Source organism: Acidiphilium sp. C61 (assembly GCF_905116885.1).
Classification (GTDB): Bacteria; Pseudomonadota; Alphaproteobacteria; order Acetobacterales; family Acetobacteraceae; genus Acidiphilium.
The window spans coordinates 41,374-60,343 of sequence record NZ_CAJHNI010000003.1 but is presented as its reverse complement, the minus strand read 5'-3'; the positions used below and the strand labels follow the sequence as shown (position 1 = coordinate 60,343).

The following is an 18,970-nucleotide window of genomic DNA, read 5'->3' as shown; positions in this document are numbered from 1 at the left end:
CCAGAAGAGGCTTTTCATGAGATATCGACAGACAGACGGTGTTGCCCTGGCGTCCGCCAGGGCCGGCTTCAGCACTGCCGCGGGCTACCGGCTCGAGCAGGAGCGGCACCTACCGTCATCGCCGAAGCCGCCGCGCGGCCGGCGCCGCCCGGATCCGCTGGCGACGATCTTCGACGCTGAGGTGGTGCCGCTGCTGGAAGCCGCGCCCGGCCTCAGGGCCGTGGCGATCTTCGAGGAGATGTGCCGGCGGCATCCCGATCTCGCCCCGGGTGTCCGGCGGACGCTCGAGCGGCGTATCCGCACCTGGCGCGCGCTGCACGGGCCGGAGCAGGAGGTCATCTTTCGCCAGACCCATGAGCCGGGCGCGATGGGCCTGTCCGACTTCACCGATATGAACGAGCTCGGCATCATCGTCGCCGGCGCCCCGCTCGACCACAGGCTCTATCACTTCCGCCTGGCCTGGTCCGGCTTCGAGCACGCCCATGTCATCCTGGGCGGCGAGAGCTACGTCGCTCTCGCCGAGGGGCTGCAGAACGCCCTCTGGCTTCTGGGCGGCGCCCCGCGCGAACATCGCAGCGACAGCCTCTCCGCCGCCTTTCGCAACCTCGCCGCCGAGAACGTCGCCGACCTGACCCGCCGATATGACGCGCTCTGCGCCCATTACGGCATGACCCCGTCGCGCAACAATCGCGGTGTCGCTCATGAGAACGGCGCCATCGAAAGCCCCCACGGCCATCTCAAGCGCGCGGTCCGCGACGCCCTTCTCCTGCGCGGCGGCACAGTCTTCGTCGATCTCGAAGCCTATCGCCGCTTCATCGCCGAGATCGTCGGCCGCCAGAACCGGCGCCACGCCGAGCGCATCGACGCCGAGCGCGCCGCCCTGCAGAAACTCCCCGAGCAGCGCACCGCCGATTACGAGGAGACCGTTGTCACCGTCACCTCCTCCGGCGGCTTCACCCTCAGGAAGGTCTTCTACACCGTCCCCTCCCGCCTGATCGGCCAGCGGCTCCGCGTCCGCCTCTATGACAACCGGCTCGAGCTGTTCCTCGCCGCCACCCCGCTGATGACACTCCCCCGCGGCCGGCCACAACCGGATGGCAGACACGGCCACGTCGTCGACTACCGCCACGTCATCCACAGCCTGCGCCGCAAGCCGATGGCTCTGCTCAATCTCGTCTATCGCCACCAGCTCTTCCCGCGCGATGCCTATCGCCGGACCTTCGAGCACCTGCTCTAGCAGACATCGCCCAGGGACGCGTGCAGGATCATGGTCGAACTCCTCGCCATCGCCCATGAGCGTGCCTGCGAGGCTGAACTCGCCAGCGTCCTCGCCGCCGATAGCAACGCCGGCCGACAGCCCGACCTCAATGCCATCCGCCAGCGCTTCGCACCCGATCCCGCCAGCCTGCCCGCACTCACCATCCCGACCATGCCGCTCGCCAGCTATGACATCCTGCTCCAGGGAGCAGCCGCATGAGCGAGACCGCACGCACCGTCGACGCCCAGCGCCTTACCCTGCTGCTCAACGAGCTCAGGCTCCCCGCCATCAAGCAGGTCTGGCCCGACTTCGCCGCCCGCGCCGACAAGGAAGCATGGCCCGCCGCACGCCTCCTCGCCACGCTCGCCGAGCACGAGGTCGCCGAGCGCGACCGCAGGCGCATCGAGCGCCACCTCCTCGAAGCCAGGCTGCCGCCCGGAAAAACCATCGCCACCTTCGCCTTCGAGGCCGTGCCGATGATCTCCAAGGCCCAGGTCCTCGCCCTCTGCTCCGGCGACGGATGGCTCGAGACCGGCGCCAATCTCCTCGCCTTCGGCCCGCCCGGCGGGGGAAAGTCCCATCTCGCCGCAGCCATCGGCCTCGCCCTCGTCGAGAATGGCTGGCGCGTGCTGTTCACCCGCACCTCCGACCTCGTCCAGAAGCTCCAGATCGCACGTCGCGAACTCGCCCTCGAGGCCACCATCGCCAAGCTCGACAAATTCCACCTGCTGATCCTCGACGACCTCGCTTACGTCACCAAGGATCAGGCCGAAACCTCGGTTCTCTTCGAACTCATCAGCGCACGCTACGAGCGCCGCTCCCTGATGATCACCGCCAACCAGCCCTTCGGCGAGTGGGGAAAGGTCTTCCCAGATCCCGCCATGACACTCGCCGCCGTCGACCGCCTCGTCCACCACGCAACCATCTTCGAGATGAACGTCGAAAGCTATCGCCGCAAAACCGCAATCCAGCGCCGAACCGGGCCAGGACGGCCGCCAGCACGCCCAACAATCACCGAAAACATCAGATTGTCGCGCCACGACAATCAAGTCGCCCAAACCCGCTTGCCAGCGTCAAACCAATCCGATTAACCTTCCAAGGCCGCGATCACTTTCTCATCCTGATCGTCGCGCTTCTCATCCAGATTGTCGCGCTACACGCAGGCCGAGATCGAGGCTGGAAACGACCGGGCTTTGACATTTGCAGGTCATTCAGGCGCATCGACAAGCAGATACTAAATTTTGGTGGTATCACTGAAAGGGCGTTGGCCAATGTTTTCGATTAGACGAAGCAGGTAGCCATCCGGGTCCATGACCAGAAGCTGTCGCTGGCCGAATTCAACCGTGTTGGCTCGATACCACGCCTCCTCAGGCTCCTTGAATAGCGGACATCCCGCTTTTGCCAGTCGGTCTAGTATCGGCCGGAGGGTCGGTGTCTTGATCTGGAAATTGATGCCACGACCAAGTGGTGCTTCGAGCGGCCCCGTCACCCATTGGTCGTCTGCCGTGTTGCGCTGCTCAAGCATTACCTGAGCACCGTCAAGGTCCAAGTATGCGAAGCCGGTTTCCGGCCGGTCGAATGCTACGGAGAAGCCGATCAGATTGCACCAAAAACGCAGGCTCACCTCCAAGTCCGAAACCACCAGTTCCGGAACCAGCCTCGCCGAGTTTGCCATTCCAATAAGCCCTTTAACCCCTATCCGACCGCTGTAATTACAGCTGCCCGCTGCTGCTACCCCCCCAAGTTCGCCACGCTCGTGCGAAATTCCTGATTTTCGTGCAGACTCAGCGCATTTGGGGGAAACCAGACCTACGCGTCTTGCTGTCCTCGTGCGGCTAATTGATCGAGGGCTGACCCCTCAAGCACATAATAAATCTTGTCAAACCCGTTTGCGCCCAGCCCGTCATAGAGCGACCGCGCTGCCACGTTTTCTCTTGAGGTGGACCATTCGATCCTAGTGCTTCCTGCGGCCTTCGCCGCCTGTGCAATCCCAGCCATCAACTTCTGTGCGACGCCACGGCGGCGTGCAGCGTGGCCGACATAAACCTGCTGGACGTAAGTGAATGTGAGCAGGCCGGCGACGGGGTAGAGAGAGGTGAACGTGGCAAAGCCGAGAAGTCGAACATCGTCGTGGGCTACGATGATGTCCACCTGCCGGGCACGGCGAAGCACGTCCTCAGCGACTACCAGATCAGAACTGATAGTGGCTCCGTAGAAACCAGCCATCTCGATCATCAAGTCGGCTAGGGCCTGAGCATCTTTCTCGTCAAAGCGACGTATGCGGACCACCATTCACCCTTTCCCGACACAACCTGCTGCTACGCTACATGGCCGACTTTTCTACCACCGCATACAAGGATCAGAAATGCACCATCACCGTGCCAGCGCCAAGCGCTGGCGCAGTAGTGTAGAGGTGTCGCAGGTCTCGGGATTTTCACGACGATTGATGGGGAGAAACATGAAATCTTCAGATAGGGCTGCGGTGCTGGATGAACTCGCCTCTTTGATCGCAGGCATCCCGTCAGCCGGGCCCATTCGGGTCGCGATTGACGGACGGACGGCATCAGGGAAAACAACGCTGGCGGATGAACTGGCCGAAGCTCTCGGCAAGACAGGAAGGGCGGTTATTCGGACTTCAATCGACGGATTCCACCGGCCCAAGGTAGAACGCTATGCGCGTGGTCGTCACTCCGCAGAAGGCTACTATTACGACGCGCGCGATCTTCCGGCTATCAACGCACTTTTGCTTTCCCCCTTGGGGCCGGGCGGCGATCGGCGGTATCGCACGGCGTCATTCGATCTCGACAATGACCAGCCTATAAAGCAGGAGCCACAAGTTGCGTCGGCCGATGCCATATTGATCGTAGATGGCACTTTTCTCCAGCGGCCCGAACTACGCGACGACTGGGATTTGGCGATTTTCGTAGAAACCTCGGAGCAGCTTTCCGAACAGCGCGGTATTGATCGGGACGCCGGGCGTTTAGGTGGGGCAGATGCCACACGTCAGCTCTATGCGGTTCGATATAAGCCAGCCTTCGATATTTACGAAAGTATGTGCGCGCCGGCTTCTACTGCCGATGCAGTCTTCAACAATGACGACTTCGCCAGCCCGGTCCTGAAAGTCCGCACCGGCGGCAGGCTGTCGCACAAATCCTAAGTTACGCGACAGTCAGAATTGACTTATTTCGGTCGCCCGACACCGGTCGAGCGATCTCGGAAGCCGATGCAGCTTGCAAAAGCGGCACGACCCGCGCTCGCAGCCATTCGAGTGCCGGGTCGCGGTCATTCTGCATCGACCACACCAGGGCCACTGAAGGCAGGCGAAGATCGAGCGGAATTTCCGTAACCGTAAGGCCGAAAAGCGGCGCATAGCGAGCCGCCATCCGCGTCGGCAACGTGGCGATCACCGGCGCCTCGGCCGCTGCTGCCAGCACGGTGAGAAAATCCGATGCCGCCAACACCACGTTCAGCGTCTCCTCGGCCCGCGCCAAGGCTTCGGACAGGCAGCCCTGGATGTCGTCCTTCAATGTCATCAGCGCATGCGGATGCGCGATGTAGTCGGCCCTCGACAAGGGCAGCCGCAGCTGCACGAAATCCGGATTGAAACAGCAGGCCAGCGACTGCTCGAACAGCGGCGTTCCACAATGCCGTTCCAGCCCGTACTCGAAACAGCCGATGGCGAGGTCAAGTTCACCGCTATCCAGCATGCGATGCGCATCGCTCCGTGCCACCGAGCGCGTCAGCAGGCTGATGCCTGGCGCATGCGCCTGTAGATCGGCGGTCAGATTGGGCAGCAGCAAAATCTCCAGCTCCGACGAAAATCCGAGGCGCACGATTCGCGTTTCCGATTGCGGTTCGAAGGGCTTGCCCTCTGTCAGCGTGCTCTGGATCTGCAGCAGCAATTCGCGCAGTCGCGGCGCCAGCGCGATGGCCTTGGCAGTCGGGTTCATCGTCGTGCCGACCCGAACCAGCACCTCGTCGTCGAGGAGCAGCCGCAGCGTGGACAGCGCGTGGCTCATCGCCGGTTGCCCGAGTTTCAGCCGCTGCGCCGCCCGCGTCACGCTGCGTTCGGTCATCAGCGCGTCGAAGGCGACCAGCAGGTTAAGGTCGAAAGAGCGAAGATTGAAATGGTCGATTGACCGCATGACTTGAATCGATTTGCATGATGATCGGGCGGACCATAGCTCTCCGTCCATGACGCAGCAATCCTCGAACAATGTGGAAATCCCGCTCTCCTTCCGGGTCGGCGATGCGCTGGTGACCCGGATTCCCGAACTCCGCTGGACGAATGCCGATCCGGCCCGGCTATATCCCGATCTCGACCCTGCGGCTCTCGGCACCCATGGCGGTCAGCTCACGGCCGGTTCCTTCAATCCGGACACCGGCACGCTCGCTCAGGGCACGCATTCCTGGCTGGTGCGGCATGCCGGACGGGTCATTCTGATCGACACGGCCACCGGCAACGGCAAGCCACGGCCCCGCGCCCCGGTGTTGGACCATCTCGACACGCCCTATCTGGCCCGCCTCGCTGCAGCTGGAGTGATGCCGGACCAAGTCGATCTCGTCCTGCTGACGCATATCCATGCCGACCATGTCGGCTGGAACACGGTGCTGCGGGATAACATCTGGCAACCGCTCTTTACCCGTGCGCGGCACGTCTATTCCGAGATGGAGGCGCGCTACGCTGCGGCATTGGACGGTTTCGCACCCGCGCCCGACCTACCCCCGGAAGCGTTCGGCCGCCCCGATCACCCGCCCATGCCGCAGGTCTATACCGACAGCCTGAAACCTGTGATCGATGCCGGTCTGGGCCAGGCCATCGCCATCGACGGCCGGGAGATCGCGGATGGTCTCTCCTTCCATCCCGCACCCGGCCACAGCATCGACCACGCCACCATCCGCCTCCACTCGTGCGGCGAGGAGGCATGGTTCGTCGCCGACCTCATGCATCATCCGCTGCAGGCCTACCGGCCCGATCTACGGTCGGTCTACTGCGAGTTTCCTGGCAAGGCCGAGCAGTCCCGCCGCTGCATGCTGGCTCACGCCGCCGAAACCGGTGCGCTGTGCCTTACCGCCCATTTTGCCGAAAGCGGTGCCGGCCGCGTCACGCAAAACGGCTCCGGCTTCGCCTGGCATTTCGTCAACCCCACGGAAGTTTCCGCATCATGAGTGACCTCACCATCGAAAACCAGCTCATCCCGAGCGAGACACCTGGCATTTCCCTCCATCTTCGCCGCAAGTGCCGCGCCGACATTGCCGCTTTCGGGGCCGATCGCACCCTGCTGCTCATGCACGGCGCGACGCTTCCGGCCGAAACCCTGTATGACGTGCCGGTCGGCGAGGGTGCCTTCATGGACGTGCTGGCGGAAGCAGGCTTCGATGTCTGGGCGCTGAATGTGCGCGGCTTTGGCGGCTCGACCCGCCCTGCGGGCATGGAGGGCGCGCCCGACGCCGCCCCGCCGCAAGTCTCCACGGCGGTGGCGGTGTGCGACCTCGCCGCCGCCGTCGATCACATCCGCGCTGCGCAGGATCTCGGTCAGATCACCCTCATCGGCATGTCCTGGGGCGGCACGGTCACGGCGGCCTACAGCGCCGCCCATCCCGCCAATGTCGCGAAGCTCGTGCTCATCGCTCCACAGTGGCTGAGCGACGGGCCGCCGCGCATCGATCCAGGCGGCCCGGTGCCGGCCTATCGCCGCTTCGATGTCCACGCCTTCCGCGATCGCTGGCTCGAAAGCGTGCCGCAAGAACTGCGGGAGGAGATCCTGCCCGGCGCCTGGTTCGCCGCCTGGGCCGACATCATCCTCGCGAGCGACCCGGCGGCCCGGGACGGCATGATCCGGGCCCCTGCCGGCGTCATCCAGGACGTGCGCGACTACTGGTCCGCCGGAAAGCCCTTCTATGAACCCGAAGCGATCACCGCCCCCGTGCTGCTGCTACACGGCGAATGGGATCTGGATGTGCCGCAGCCGCGCATGTCGGCCCTTTTCCAGCGCCTCACCGGTGCCCGCTACCGGCGCTGGATCGAGATCGGCGAAGCCACCCATATGATGGTGATGGAACGCAACCGGTGGCAGATCCTGAGCGAAATCCTGCTTTTCCTGCGTAGCCAACATGGATAGCTCCCCACGACCGGCCTGCTATCGCCCTCAAATTCGCCTTGAGGCGAATGACCGTTTCAGGCCGACTGCCAGCTTTCCAACCTACAAGCGCATTGTCGCATAACTTGTAAAGCTCGCGACAGCCGGCATCCCTCGCGGCCGACCTGGACTTTTCTTGTCGCGGATCTTTGTCGCAAAGCTTCGCATACTTACGACAAAGATCCGCGACAGCCAGTGACCGGGTTGGGGGATTTCTGCCTGTCGGCTTACGGCTTGCGAAAGCGGATATCGGACGTTCTCTTTGTGGCGAGGCTGGGCCGAAAACTGCCGGTCCACTCTTGGGTGTTGGGCTCAGGAAAGTAGACATCTCCTCGACCACCAGCAGCTTGCTGTCGTTGACTCTGACCAGTCAGTCAGTAATTTCCAGTAACGTCTCCATAGCCTCCACCATAGCGAGGTATTCGTTGACTCGCGCGTCGCTCACATCGCTGTCTCCGCCGTGGGCAGCGAGGTTCCGAAGAGCGTAGAGCCCCCGAAGCGACTTCGCTTGATTGTCGGTTATCACACCGCGCTTCACGGCCGCCTGGACGAGTGCGGCATCTCCCTTCCCGACATGGGTTTCATCGGTCTCCCCGACTTTTTTGCGAAGCGCTTTTTCAAGTTGAGCCCAAGCGCCGACGATCCTCGCCGCGTTAGGAGATTGATCCTCAGCCGCTAGTGTGGGCAGAATAAAAGTAAGCTTCTCGGTCTGAGTCAGACGTGGCTCTGTAGGCGCCTTTCGTAGCCCTGCCCACACTTCGGCGGCTGCCCGGTCCCACTTCCCTGTGACCCCATCCTTCCCGATCTTCAGTTCTGATATCGACGCGATCAGTTCTTTGATTTGATTTCGGAATAATAGGATTGCAACGACCACCACAGTCGGCCAGGCCATTGATTTCACGATCGACGCGATAAATTCAGCCCAGCTCATCGGTGTTTCGTGCCCTTTGGTCGATATGTCTTGTAGCCAATTCGATCCGAGTCGGTTTTAGCATTTATGCGCTGATCGATAGCACTTTGCTAATACCTATCACTCTGTCGATGATCTACGCATGGCTCCGGGTATCTCGGGTCGTAACCTTCGTCAGCCGGCATTTGGTCAATCTAAGTTTGATTGGGATGGGCCGACTGCCGACGGTCCGGTTCCGATCAGTGTAGGGCGCAAGCTGCCATTCTATTGACGCTGGGAGAGCGACTTGTAGTAGACTCGGGGCGCGCCCGGAGTCGGCTCGAAGGTGAAGCAGTTGCAGTAGTCGGCGATTGCCTGCATGACGCCGAGCAGGGAAGATGCAGAGAATGCCGCCGTCTGGCCGGTGCCCCAATGGCTTAGGAAGTTGCTTACAATCGTCACCATGTTGGTGTTGAGGCCCGCTTCCTGCGCCGCGTCGAGGACTAGGCAGTTGGCCGCCTTGTGCAGTTTAACAGCAGCCTCGATCGCCTTCAGAAATTCGCTCGAGAGCTGCTTGTCATCGTTGAAAGCGATGTCCACCGGAACCGGAATCCGGAGCTTGCTGATGAGATCACTCAACCGATATTCCAGATATTGCCTCACGCCCTCCTTGGCGAAGTCAACCTGGCCGGCCTGCAGCATCGAAATCGTTAGGTCCCGCACCTTGTTGACCGCCCCAGCCTGCGGAAGGACGGCGATCTGGGGTGATCCTTCCAGCCGTTGATGCCACCACGTCCCCGAGTTGCTGTGCTTGTTGAAAAGTTTCTCTAGCATCGTGTCGTGGCTCAAGAGAATCACCTGTGGGCCGGACGCCTTCCCCGGCCGCGCAAATGTCGTTCTGATGAGTTCGACAAGGAAGTGCTGATGCCCGGCGTCAAAGCTCGACGTCACATCGTCGAGAACAACGAATTTCGGGAGCCCGCCATAGAGCGATGCTGCTGCCAGATATAGCGATATCGCGAAGGCGTTGCGGAAGCTCTCGGACAGAAGCGCCTGGGGCGATACGTTCGTCAGTCCGTAGAATTGGGCAAGCCCGATACGGAGTTCCTCGCTGCCAGCTTTTTTGGAGACGGTCGGCTCGACACCATGAAACGACATCTTCTTAAAGTAATCCTTGAACACCGGCTCGACGGCGGTCAGTCGTGCCTCGCTCATGCCGGCCTCCGCCGTCGCAAAAGCCTTTGATGCCCTGCCGAGGAAAGTTCGGATCCGGTCTACACAGGCATCTCGCGCGGTTGCGTCTGCCAGCACTTTCCGGGACTGTTCGAGCTTCCGCCAGTTTTCCTGCAGGCGCCGCGCTGTCTCCACTTTCTTCGTTACCTCAACCGAGGATGGCGGTAGCTCCTTTTCGAGCTGGGTCTGCTCGGCCGCCAGCGTGCCAGAAAGCCCCTCCGCGCGCGTACGCAGTGTATCCAGCCACTGAACCAAAGCATCGGCATCGGCCTTGGAGATCGCGCCGACGCCGGCGCGGGTCTGGTGCGCGGCGAGTAGGCGCTTCTCGGGTACCGGTTCGAGCTCGGCTTCAAGCTGCAGTAGCTCTGTCCAACCAGCCTCGTTCCACTCCGCCGCCAACGCGGTGGTTGTCTGGTCCAAGATCTCAAACTCAGAGAGCTTGGCGGCGAGGTGATCCCGCAGGCTATGGGTGCCTTTCCCGTCGCAGAGCGGGCAAAGATACGAGTCCTCCCACTCCGCCCTTTCCACGACCTTCGTCCCTGCCTGGTAAAGCTCAAGCATCAAGTGACCAGAAGTCTTCGCCAGTGCGGACTCGCGCTCGGCGGCGCGAGTGGCCAATTGCGGGGCGCGCTCCCGGGTTGGAGCTTCATGGTTCATTTTGGCGATATTTTCGCGCTCTCGAATGCAAGCACCGAGGCGTTCGCGCTTCGGACCGCCTTCGGCATCCTTGATAGCGTCGATGCAAACGTCGATGTCGATGGCGTCGTACGCCTTGTCCTCGCACTGCGGCTTCAGAGGTGTGATCTGGACCAGGGCCTCATGGCACTTGTCCTTCGCGGCGGCCGTATCCAGCTGCCCGAGCGGCGTCCCCACAAGTAATTCATAATCTTTGGCGATGGCCGCCGACAATTCGGCTCCGGTCCTCTCCTCCCGGATCTTGGTCTGGGCGTGGGCCGTGATGTCGAAATGGTTGTTAAACGCGCGTGTATTCGCCAAACCTGCCAGCGCTTGGCGAAGATCGCTGTAGGCAGAGAGTCCAAGGAGACCGGAAAAGGTGCGGCCACGAGCGAGCGGTGGCGCGGTGATAAATTTCTGAAATGTCGGGCCGTCGAGTAATACGAACTCTCGATTGAGCGCGGTCAGTATCGCGTTGGCGTCCCACGGCGCGGTGGCGCTGACAGTGCGCAGGCCGGTTGGGCTGCGGACGACGGTGATCTCGCACTTTTCCGCGCCGGGCTCGGCTACCAGACGGAGCTTGATCGTCGCCTGACCGGTCGAGTGAAAGCGGTTTTGGTAATAGTCTCTGTCGCGTTCGACGGCTGGGAGTTCATCCAGCCAAGGGAGTTTGCCGGTGATTGCATAACGCACCGCGTCGTAGACGGAGGTCTTGCCGACGCCGTTGACGGCCGACACGCTATTGACCTTGGCAGGCTTGAACTTGAGTTCAAGTGGCCGGTCTTCATTGTTCACGCCCCGGAAGCCCTCGATCAAAACGCCCTCGAGAAGCCATCCGGTCACCGTCGGCGATTGCGCGACCGCCGGTTGTGCCGTGGCGGGCACGTTTGCTGTGGGTACGGCTGCCTGCCTGTCGGTCGCGTCGTCATCAGTTACAGCCGGTGACGTGTTGCAGATCTCGAATAATCGATCCCAGATTTCCTCGTGCTTGTAATTACCATCTACCAGCGCCAAAAGGCGGCCGCGCATTTCGGGACCAAGCGCGGCGTCGAGCTCTTTAACGTATACCCCGAATATCGATAGATTATCGCTGAGACTAGCATTCTCATCGAATGCAAACGCTGTTCCCTCTGCAGCCATAGCAATACCCCCATGCCCGCTGAGTTTGCAGTGGAGTAGTCGCGAGATGCAAGTGTTCGTTCATCAGCGGTCACGGCGGACAGAGCTGCAGGGCACCGATATCGGTGTGAAACTGGATCATGCCCACATCTGCAAAGGGCGCCAATCGCCGCTAAAGATCAAGAACATTGACATGATAAGAATGTCCGCTCCCGAGAAGCCGAGCTAGGGCTCAGAATGACCATGAAGGGCGCAGAGCCGTTGCGGGCCAGGGCCGGCGAATGACCGGTTTTGGGGTTCCCGTTGCGGCCTCCCCATGGCCCGGTAGGGTCGATTCCAGATATAGCGCCTACTGGATAACCTGGTGAGAGGGACTGACGTTATTCACAGACACGGCCGATGGTTTGGCGGCTGACCTGATATGTCCGTGCGAGGGATGAGACTGATGCGCCGGAGCCACGCGCTTCCCTGACAGCGGCCTTTTGATCATCTGTTAAAGATGCAGGCCGCCCGATCGCCTTGCCGTTCGCTCTGGCTCGCTGGACCCCAGCTTGCGTGCGTTCAATCAGCAGGTCTCGCTCGAACTCAGCCACGGCGGCGATCACCTGCATGGTCATGCGGCCGGCTGAGCTGGTGAGATCGACACCGCCCAAGGCCAAACAATGAAGCCGTACCCCGAGGCTCGCCAGGGCATCAACGGTAGCCCGCACGTCGAGCGCGCTGCGGCCGAGCCGGTCGAGTTTTGTGACAATGAGCACGTCACCATCTTCGAGGCGGTCGAGGAGGCGCCGGAACTCCGGCCGCTGACGAGCCGCGACGCTGCCCGAGATCGTTTCCGTGATGATCCGGTTCGGACGAATGGCGAAGCCGGCGGCCTTCGCCTCGGCGATCTGATTCTCGGCGGTCTGCTCGACCGTCGAGACACGGGCATACAAAAACACGCGCGACATAGGGCAATTACGTCCAAAAACCTGCCTGTAATATCGGACAATGCCCACAATGCCGTCAAAATAGTTTTGGGCATGCTCTCGGCGAGGTGTCCGAAACCGGTCGGTTTTGGACGTGATCACATTGATTGAAGTTGTATAGTGACGCGCTACGCGTTACACTGATTTGTGATCTTGAGTTTCCGACATAAGGGCCTGGAGGCTTTTTACCGCACGGGCTCCATGCGCGGGATTCAAGCCGCACAGGCTGGCAAGTTGAAGCGCATTCTTGGCCTTTTGGATGTGGCGCAGACGCCGCAGGATATGAACATCCCGGCGTTTAAGCTGCACCCACTGAAAGGTGACCTTGCCGGGCACTGGTCCGTGTGGGTCAACGGGAATTGGAGAGTGACATTTCGGTTCGTTGAGGCTGGCGTTGAGTTGGTGAATTATCAAGACTACCACTAGGAGAAGGTAAAATGATGAATAATCCGCCACATCCTGGCGAACTGCTAAGAGAGGATGTCATCGGTGAGCTGGGGCTTTCCGTTACCGAGGCCGCCCAGAGGCTGGCTATGTCCCGCGCAGCGTTGTCGCGTGTGTTGAACGCCAGGGCTGCCATTAGCCCTGATTTGGCGATCCGGCTTGAACAGGCTGGCGTGAGCACGGCGCAGGCATGGCTTGGGATGCAGGCAAACTATGATCTTTGGCTTGCACGACAACACCAGCAGCCACCAGTGCGCCGTTTTCAGGAAAATGCGGCCTGAACAACCAAGTTCGGGCAGCGACCAGTAGACTCATGGACTTATTGTTATCGACCTAGGGTCTGGACGCCGATCGGCATTCCAAGCAGCTGATTCGAAATACGTCCCCGGTGTGATCGGGTTCGCGTCGGTTCACGGTCGCCGTAAGATCGGATAGCCGGTCCGCCCCCGCAGCTCAGGTCTCGATAGGCAAACCCGCTCCCTTCCACTCAGGATAGCCATCTTCCAGGCGGCTGGCCTGAACGCCTCGCGCCCGTAACTGCGCCACGGCTTCATATGACAGAACGCAATACGGTCCCCGGCAATACGCGACGACCGGGATGTTCTCAGTGAAGTGGCCCAGCGCCGCATCCAACTGATCGAGGGGAATGTTCAACGCACCCGGCAAATGGCCCCGCGCGAATTCATCCGCCGGTCGGACATCGAGGAGTGTCACGCTGCCCTCGCGCAGGCGTTCAAGCAAGGTCAAGCGCGATACGGGCTCGAGAGAATCCCGCGCCCGGAAATACGCCTGCAGCACCTGATCGATTTCCGCGATGTTCCGCTCGCCCACTCGCCCCAGGCTGCCCAGCAACGTCACCACCTCGGTCTCGGAGACCAGGCTATAGAACATGTTCTTGCCCTCTCGCCGCGGCGCCGCAAGGCGGGCACGGCGCAAGACCTGCAGGTGGCGGGACGTGTTCGAGAGCGACAGGCCAATCCGTTCGGCAAGATCCTCTACGCTGCGCTCACCTTGGGCGATCAGTTCGATAATTTCGATCCTGTGCGGATGCGCAAGTGCAGCTGCGATCTCGGCGAGATGGCTGAAAATCTGTTGCTTTGGACCGCTGCTTGACTTCATCTTCGACTCATTCGATCAATATCGCGAATGATAATGTGATAGCGCGCTGGCGACAAGATCGCCACCTCAGCCGGGAGCAACACTCATGATCCTGCGACAGTTCCTGCACACCGATCCCACGGCGGCCTCTTATCTGCTCGGCTGTGTCGGCAAGGGCGCCGGCGTGGTTGTCGACCCGCTGTTTCCGATCGAGCCTTATTTGCAGGCCGCATCAGCCTCGGCGACGCCGATCCGCCAGGTAATCGATACGCACCTGCATGCCGATCATCGCTCCGCCGGCCGCGCATTGGCCGAAGCGGCTGGCGCCGAATACGCCATCCACGAATCCGCCAAGGTCGGCTATGCGTGCCGCCGCCTCGCAGACGGCGAACGGCTCGAACTCGGCAATGTCGTGCTCGAGGTTCTGCACACGCCCGGTCACACGCCGGAGCATCTCTGCCTCACGGTGACCGACCGCACCCGCGCGGATGAGCCGTGGAGCGTACTCGGCGGCCACACGCTTATGGTGGGCGATGTCGGCCGGACCGAGCTTGCCACCGACGCCGCGCGCGGCGCGCGCGACCTCTTCGCCAGCCTCGTCCGGCTCAAGGCGCTGCCGGATCATATCGAGGTGCTACCCGGGGCTCTGGCTGGCTCGGTCTGTGGCCGAGGTCTCTCAGGCAAACCGGTGTCCACTATCGGCTTTGAGCGGCGGTACAACCCCGCCTTCCGCATCGACGATGCCGAGCGCTTCGTCGCCTTCATGCTCGAGAATATCCCGCCCGCCCCCGAGGGCGCAGCCGAACTGCGTGCCTGGAATGCGGGCTTCACCGCGTGACCACGGTGGCGAACGCCTCGGATCATATCCGCGGCATCGCGGCCAATCGCGGCCAGTTTACGCTACAGGCGCTACAGGTCTTCTTCGTCGGTCTTGTCATCGGCATGGAGCGCGCGGTCCTGCCGACCCTCGCGCACGAGTTCGGCGTCGCACCCGGTGCCTTTCTCTTTCTCGCGAGTTTCGTGCTCTCCTTCGGCCTGGTGAAGGGCGCGCTCAACCTTGTCGCCGGCGGGCTCGCCGACCGGTTCGGCCGCAAGCCTGTCCTCATTGCCGGCTGGATCGCAGCCATTCCCATCCCGCTGCTGATCTGGGCGGCACCCAACTGGTGGTGGATCGTGATCGCGAACGTGTTTCTCGGGATCAGCCAGGGCTTCACATGGACGATGACGGTGACCAGCCAGATTGACCTCGCCGGCAGTCACCAGCGCGGGCTTGCCGTCGGCATCAACGAGGCTACTGGATATGTTGCCGTCGGTCTGGCCGGCGCCGTGGCCGCCCTGCTGGCCGAGGCGGTCGGCGCGCGTAATGCACTGCTAATTTTCGGCATGTCCACGATTGTTCTGGCCTTCGCCACGATCACCCGTGTACGTGACACGCTTGCCTGGGTGAAGGCCGAACATGCCGAGGCCGGTGCTGGCGCATCGCAGGATCATACGCTCACGCTCCGCGCGATCTTCGTCCGCATCTCTTTCCGCGATCGGGTCGGGCGGGCGATCTGCCAGGGCGGCATCGTCAACAAAATTGCCGACACGCTGGTCTGGGTGATGTTCCCACTGTTCTTCAAGGCACATGGCGCAAAGCTGATCGAAATCGGCTGGCTGACCGGCACCTACGCCATGGTCTGGGGCGTCTCGCAGCTCTGGACCGGCCATCTGGGTGACCGGGTCGGCCGCCGCGCCCCGGTGATCGCCGGGTTTTTTCTCCTCGCCGCCGGCATCGCGATCACGGCGGCCGGGCGCGATGCGTCGCTATGGCTGCCGGGGGCGATCGTCATGGGCGTTGGCATGGCGCTGCTCTACCCGAACCTCATCGCCGCGATGTCGGACCAGGCAGCGCCGTTGATCCGCGGCAAGGCTCTTGGGACTTACCGTTACTGGCGCGACACCGGCTACGCGCTTGGTGCCCTGTTGCTCGGCCTTATCGCCCAATTTGCCCAGGCAACCCTGCCGGCGTTGTGGATCACGGCGGTCCTCGTGGCCGGATCAGGAATCTGGCTCATGCGGGATCTGCCCCGCCCTCAATGAAAGCGCTCGTCAGTTTCGCCGCTTCTTTTGGCTGACCCCAGGGGATAGCGCGTCGATAATCCGGCATTCGGCAACCGTCCCCTGGCGGCACTGACTGATCATGTTGCCGAGTTCGCGCCGCAGAGCACGCAGATCGGCGATCTTGCGATCGATCTCCGCCAGATGATCGCGGGCAATTGCGTCGACAGCTTCACAAGAGCGGGCGCGCTCATCGGCAAGATCCAGCAAAGCACGGACCTGATCGAGTGAAAAACCCAGATCGCGTGACCGGCGAATGAAGCTCAATCGGTTCAGATGCTCGGGTCCGTATGCCCGATAGTTGCCGGCGGTTCGCGCCGGAGCCGGCAACAGCCCGATACGTTCGTAGTAGCGGATGGTCTCGACCCTGGTTGCGGTCTGCCGGCCGAGTTCGCCAATTGCCAAAGATCCACCCGACATCGCTTGACCCTGTAGTGACTACAGGGATCATATTGGCTTCCTGTCGGGATTGTCGAGGGAAAGCCATGGCCTCCGCGAGTAGTGTCAAGCTGAAGATCGAAGGCATGGATTGCGGCGGCTGCGCCGTGAAGATCGAGAATGCCATGAAGCGGTTGCCTGGCGTCACGGATGTCTCTGTCAGTTTCAGCACCGCCTCCCTGTCGCTCATGCTGGACGAAGACCGCACCGCGAGAACCATGATCGAGGCGAGGATCAGAGCGCTCGGCTTCACGCCTCTCGGAGGCACCAGGCAGGCGGATGCGGATAAGGTCCGGACGGAATCAGCCAGCGGAAACGTCTGGTGGAAGACCCGCAAGGTCCGACTGGTCGGCGTCACGGGGTTGCTCCTCGCGCTTGGATTTGTCGTGACGCAGGCAGAGCCGGCCTGGTCGCCCTGGCCCTATGTCGCAGCCGCGCTGGTCGGCCTGCTGCCGATTGTCCGCCGGGCGCTGGCGGGCATGCGGACTGGCACGCCCTTCACAATGGAAACCCTGATGTCGATTGCATCGATCGGCGCCCTTGCGATCGGCGAGGGTGCTGACGCCGCAATCGTCGTGTTCCTGTTCGCGCTGGGTGAACTGCTAGAGGGCGTCGCCGCTGGCCGGGCGCGGGCCGGTATCGAGGGGCTGATCGGCCTCGTGCCGCGCACCGCACGCCGAGTGCGCGGCGACGCGATTGAAACGGTGCCGGTCGAGACCCTCGCCATCGGCGACGTTGTGACGGTTCGCGCCGGCGATCGGGTACCGTCCGATGGAACGGTGGTCGGGGGCACGTCCCAGGTCAATGAAGCACCGGTGACCGGGGAATCCGCGCCCGTCGTCAAAGCCGAGGGGGCGCCGGTTTATGCCGGCAGCATTGCCGGACATGGCGAGCTTCGCATCGAGATCACCCGCACCTCTGCCGACAACACGATAGCTCGCATCATCCACATGGTCGAGGAAGCTCAGGCGACGAAAGCCCCGACGGCACGGTTCATTGACCGGTTCAGCCGTTGGTATACGCCTGCCGCCATGGCGTTCTCAGCCCTCGTGATGCTGGGTCCGCCTCTCGCCCTTGGCGCCGACTGGTTCACCTGGATCTATCGGGGGTTGGCTGTCCTGCTGATCGCCTGCCCCTGCGCGCTGGTGATCTCAACACCTGCGGCTATTGCATCGGGACTCGCGAGCGGTGCCCGGTACGGGTTGCTGATCAAGGGCGGCGCGGCGCTGGAGACACTCGGCAAGATCAGAACGGTCGCCTTCGACAAGACCGGCACACTGACGATGGGGCAGCCTCAGGTGACTGACGTCGTCCCCGTCGAGGGCGATGTTGCGAACGTGTTGGCGAAGGCCGCGGCCGTGGAACGCGGATCCAGCCACCCGCTCGGCGCGGCGATCGTCAAGGAAGCTGAACTTCGCGGCCTTGATATGCCGCGAGTGTTCGGCGGCACCGTGGCGGCGCCGGGCAAGTCCGTCATGGGGCGGATCAGCTCCGGTTTCGTGACGGTCGCCTCGCCGCTTCATGCCGCTGAACAGGCATTGCTCGATGATACGGCACAGGAACGGATTTCAGCCCTCGAGGATGAGGGAAAAACCGTCGTCACGGTGTGCGAAGGCAAGCGCCTGATCGGTCTGATCGCATTGCGGGACGAACTGAGAGCCGATGCTTCCGAAGCTGTGCGGACACTGCGTGCGCTTGGCATTCGACCGGTCATGCTCACCGGCGACAACCTTCGGTGCGCACAAGGGATCGCCGACGCCGCGGGGATCGAGGTTCGTGCCAGTCTTCTGCCGGATGACAAGCTTGCCGCTATCTCGGGTTACAAGGCCGAGGCGCCGATCGCGATGGTCGGTGATGGCATCAACGACGCGCCAGCCCTGGCAGCTTCGTCGGTTGGTGTCGCAATGGGGAGCGGGACGGATGTTGCGCTCGAAACGGCGGACGCCGCACTCCTGAAGAACCGGGTCACCGGCGTCGCCGAAATGGTGACCCTATCGCGCGCAACCATCATCAATATCTGGCAGAACATCGCGTTGGCTCTCGGGCTCAAGAGCGTGTTCCTGGTCACCAGCCTGTCCGGCATCACGCCGCTCTGGATGGCGATCCTTGCCGATACCGGGGCCACGGTACTCGTCACGGCCAACGCACTTCGCCTTCTGCGCTTCAAACCGCAAACTCAGGAGAACGCCATAATCGTTCATTCAAGTATCAATGCAAATGGATCACGCCCGAAAATTAGTTCGCAAATCGCATGATCGACCCAAATTGATCGCTAGATTGGACTTCTACCTCGGCAATCCATTGCCGTTCACTTAATGTCCATGCCTAGCATACATGAAAAGCACTTTCATGTTGTCCTCTCTACTGGCGCAATACTGGCTCAGTGCTTGGCGCACCGTTGCTCGGCCTTATCGCTCAATTTGTCCAGGCACCCCTTCCAACGCTCTGGATCCCGGCGATCCTCGTGGCCGCATCCGGCGTTTGGCTCATGCGGGACGACCTGCGGGCGACCTCTAGTGTCGGCTTCGGAGAATGCCCTCTGGAGTGCCGGGCGACCGGGATGGGCGCGAAGTCGCCGGTGCGTGTCGGCATTGAACGGCTGGTTTCG

Annotated in this window: 17 protein-coding genes and 1 pseudogene; 10 read left to right on the top strand and 8 right to left on the bottom strand. The window is 62.1% G+C overall.

Translation table 11 applies throughout. The features are described 5' to 3' along the window. Nucleotides 1-16: 16 nt before the first annotated feature. Both istA and istB read left to right on the top strand, forming a co-directional pair. Nucleotides 17-1,477 (top strand): annotated as a pseudogene (gene istA, locus HUW10_RS00615) (IS21 family transposase). Further along, nucleotides 1,474-2,349, top strand: a complete 876-nt coding sequence (gene istB / locus HUW10_RS00610; RefSeq protein WP_174501838.1) for an IS21-like element helper ATPase IstB — start codon at nt 1,474-1,476, stop codon at nt 2,347-2,349. The pseudogene istA and the gene istB overlap by 4 nt, the downstream one beginning before the upstream one ends. Nucleotides 2,350-2,492: 143 nt before the next feature. Here the strand turns inward: istB and HUW10_RS00605 are convergent, their stop codons facing one another. Both HUW10_RS00605 and HUW10_RS00600 read right to left on the bottom strand, forming a co-directional pair. Then, nucleotides 2,493-2,933, bottom strand: coding sequence for a VOC family protein (locus tag HUW10_RS00605; RefSeq protein ID WP_174501815.1), 441 nt, complete (start codon nt 2,931-2,933; stop codon nt 2,493-2,495). A gap of 134 nt (nt 2,934-3,067) precedes the next feature. Further along, nucleotides 3,068-3,550 carry a GNAT family N-acetyltransferase gene (locus HUW10_RS00600; RefSeq protein WP_174501816.1) on the bottom strand — a complete coding sequence of 161 codons (483 nt, stop codon included), beginning with the start codon at nt 3,548-3,550 and terminating at the stop codon, nt 3,068-3,070. Nucleotides 3,551-3,623: 73 nt separating this feature from the next. Between HUW10_RS00600 and HUW10_RS00595 the strand changes: the two genes are divergently transcribed. Beyond that, the gene (locus HUW10_RS00595) at nt 3,624-4,415 is read left to right on the top strand and encodes a hypothetical protein (protein ID WP_201712558.1); all 792 of its coding nucleotides are present in this window, start codon (nt 3,624-3,626) and stop codon (nt 4,413-4,415) included. Between the two features lies 1 nt (nt 4,416). Here HUW10_RS00595 and HUW10_RS00590 read toward each other — a convergent pair whose 3' ends face one another. Then, a complete protein-coding gene (locus HUW10_RS00590) occupies nt 4,417-5,403 on the bottom strand; it encodes a LysR family transcriptional regulator (protein ID WP_174501818.1) in 987 nt (328 codons plus the stop codon). 49 nt (nt 5,404-5,452) lie between these two features. Here HUW10_RS00590 and HUW10_RS00585 point away from each other — a divergent pair, with 49 nt between their 5' ends. Together HUW10_RS00585 and HUW10_RS00580 are read left to right on the top strand one after the other, a co-directional pair. Next, a complete protein-coding gene (locus HUW10_RS00585; protein WP_174501819.1) occupies nt 5,453-6,427 on the top strand; it encodes an MBL fold metallo-hydrolase in 975 nt (324 codons plus the stop codon). Further along, a complete protein-coding gene (locus HUW10_RS00580; protein ID WP_174501820.1) occupies nt 6,424-7,380 on the top strand; it encodes an alpha/beta hydrolase in 957 nt (318 codons plus the stop codon). The genes HUW10_RS00585 and HUW10_RS00580 overlap by 4 nt, the downstream gene beginning before the upstream one ends. Nucleotides 7,381-7,768: 388 nt before the next feature. Here HUW10_RS00580 and HUW10_RS00575 read toward each other — a convergent pair whose 3' ends face one another. From HUW10_RS00575 to HUW10_RS00565, 3 genes are all read right to left on the bottom strand, one after another. Then, complete coding sequence (locus HUW10_RS00575; protein WP_174501837.1) at nt 7,769-8,329, bottom strand: hypothetical protein; 561 nt, start codon at nt 8,327-8,329, stop codon at nt 7,769-7,771. Between the two features lie 243 nt (nt 8,330-8,572). Beyond that, a complete protein-coding gene (locus tag HUW10_RS00570) occupies nt 8,573-11,335 on the bottom strand; it encodes an AAA family ATPase (protein ID WP_174501836.1) in 2,763 nt (920 codons plus the stop codon). Between the two features lie 359 nt (nt 11,336-11,694). Beyond that, a complete protein-coding gene (locus HUW10_RS00565) occupies nt 11,695-12,264 on the bottom strand; it encodes a recombinase family protein (RefSeq protein WP_174501835.1) in 570 nt (189 codons plus the stop codon). 165 nt (nt 12,265-12,429) lie between these two features. On the opposite strand from HUW10_RS00565, the gene HUW10_RS00560 reads away from it, so the two are divergent. Next, entirely contained in the window at nt 12,430-12,708 is a 279-nt protein-coding gene (locus HUW10_RS00560; protein ID WP_011930462.1) for a type II toxin-antitoxin system RelE/ParE family toxin, read from the top strand. Nucleotides 12,709-12,719: 11 nt separating this feature from the next. Next, the gene (locus HUW10_RS00555; protein WP_011930463.1) at nt 12,720-13,007 is read left to right on the top strand and encodes a HigA family addiction module antitoxin; all 288 of its coding nucleotides are present in this window, start codon (nt 12,720-12,722) and stop codon (nt 13,005-13,007) included. 172 nt (nt 13,008-13,179) lie between these two features. On the opposite strand, the gene HUW10_RS00550 is transcribed toward HUW10_RS00555, so the two are convergent. Further along, complete coding sequence (locus tag HUW10_RS00550) at nt 13,180-13,845, bottom strand: metalloregulator ArsR/SmtB family transcription factor (protein ID WP_011930464.1); 666 nt, start codon at nt 13,843-13,845, stop codon at nt 13,180-13,182. Between the two features lie 85 nt (nt 13,846-13,930). On the opposite strand from HUW10_RS00550, the gene HUW10_RS00545 reads away from it, so the two are divergent. Continuing rightward, nucleotides 13,931-14,662 (top strand): MBL fold metallo-hydrolase, encoded by a 732-nt coding sequence (locus HUW10_RS00545; RefSeq protein WP_011930465.1) that lies wholly within the window; start codon nt 13,931-13,933, stop codon nt 14,660-14,662. After that, the gene (locus HUW10_RS00540; RefSeq protein ID WP_174501834.1) at nt 14,659-15,906 is read left to right on the top strand and encodes an MFS transporter; all 1,248 of its coding nucleotides are present in this window, start codon (nt 14,659-14,661) and stop codon (nt 15,904-15,906) included. Before HUW10_RS00545 ends, HUW10_RS00540 begins: the two co-directional genes overlap by 4 nt. Before the next feature lie 9 nt (nt 15,907-15,915). Here HUW10_RS00540 and HUW10_RS00535 read toward each other — a convergent pair whose 3' ends face one another. Next, nucleotides 15,916-16,329: a helix-turn-helix domain-containing protein gene (locus tag HUW10_RS00535; RefSeq protein WP_371808602.1), complete on the bottom strand. Its 414-nt coding sequence runs from the start codon at nt 16,327-16,329 to the stop codon at nt 15,916-15,918. A gap of 80 nt (nt 16,330-16,409) precedes the next feature. Between HUW10_RS00535 and HUW10_RS00530 the strand changes: the two genes are divergently transcribed. Next, complete coding sequence (locus HUW10_RS00530) at nt 16,410-18,617, top strand: heavy metal translocating P-type ATPase (protein WP_174501866.1); 2,208 nt, start codon at nt 16,410-16,412, stop codon at nt 18,615-18,617. The last annotated feature ends 353 nt before the right edge of the window (nt 18,618-18,970 follow it).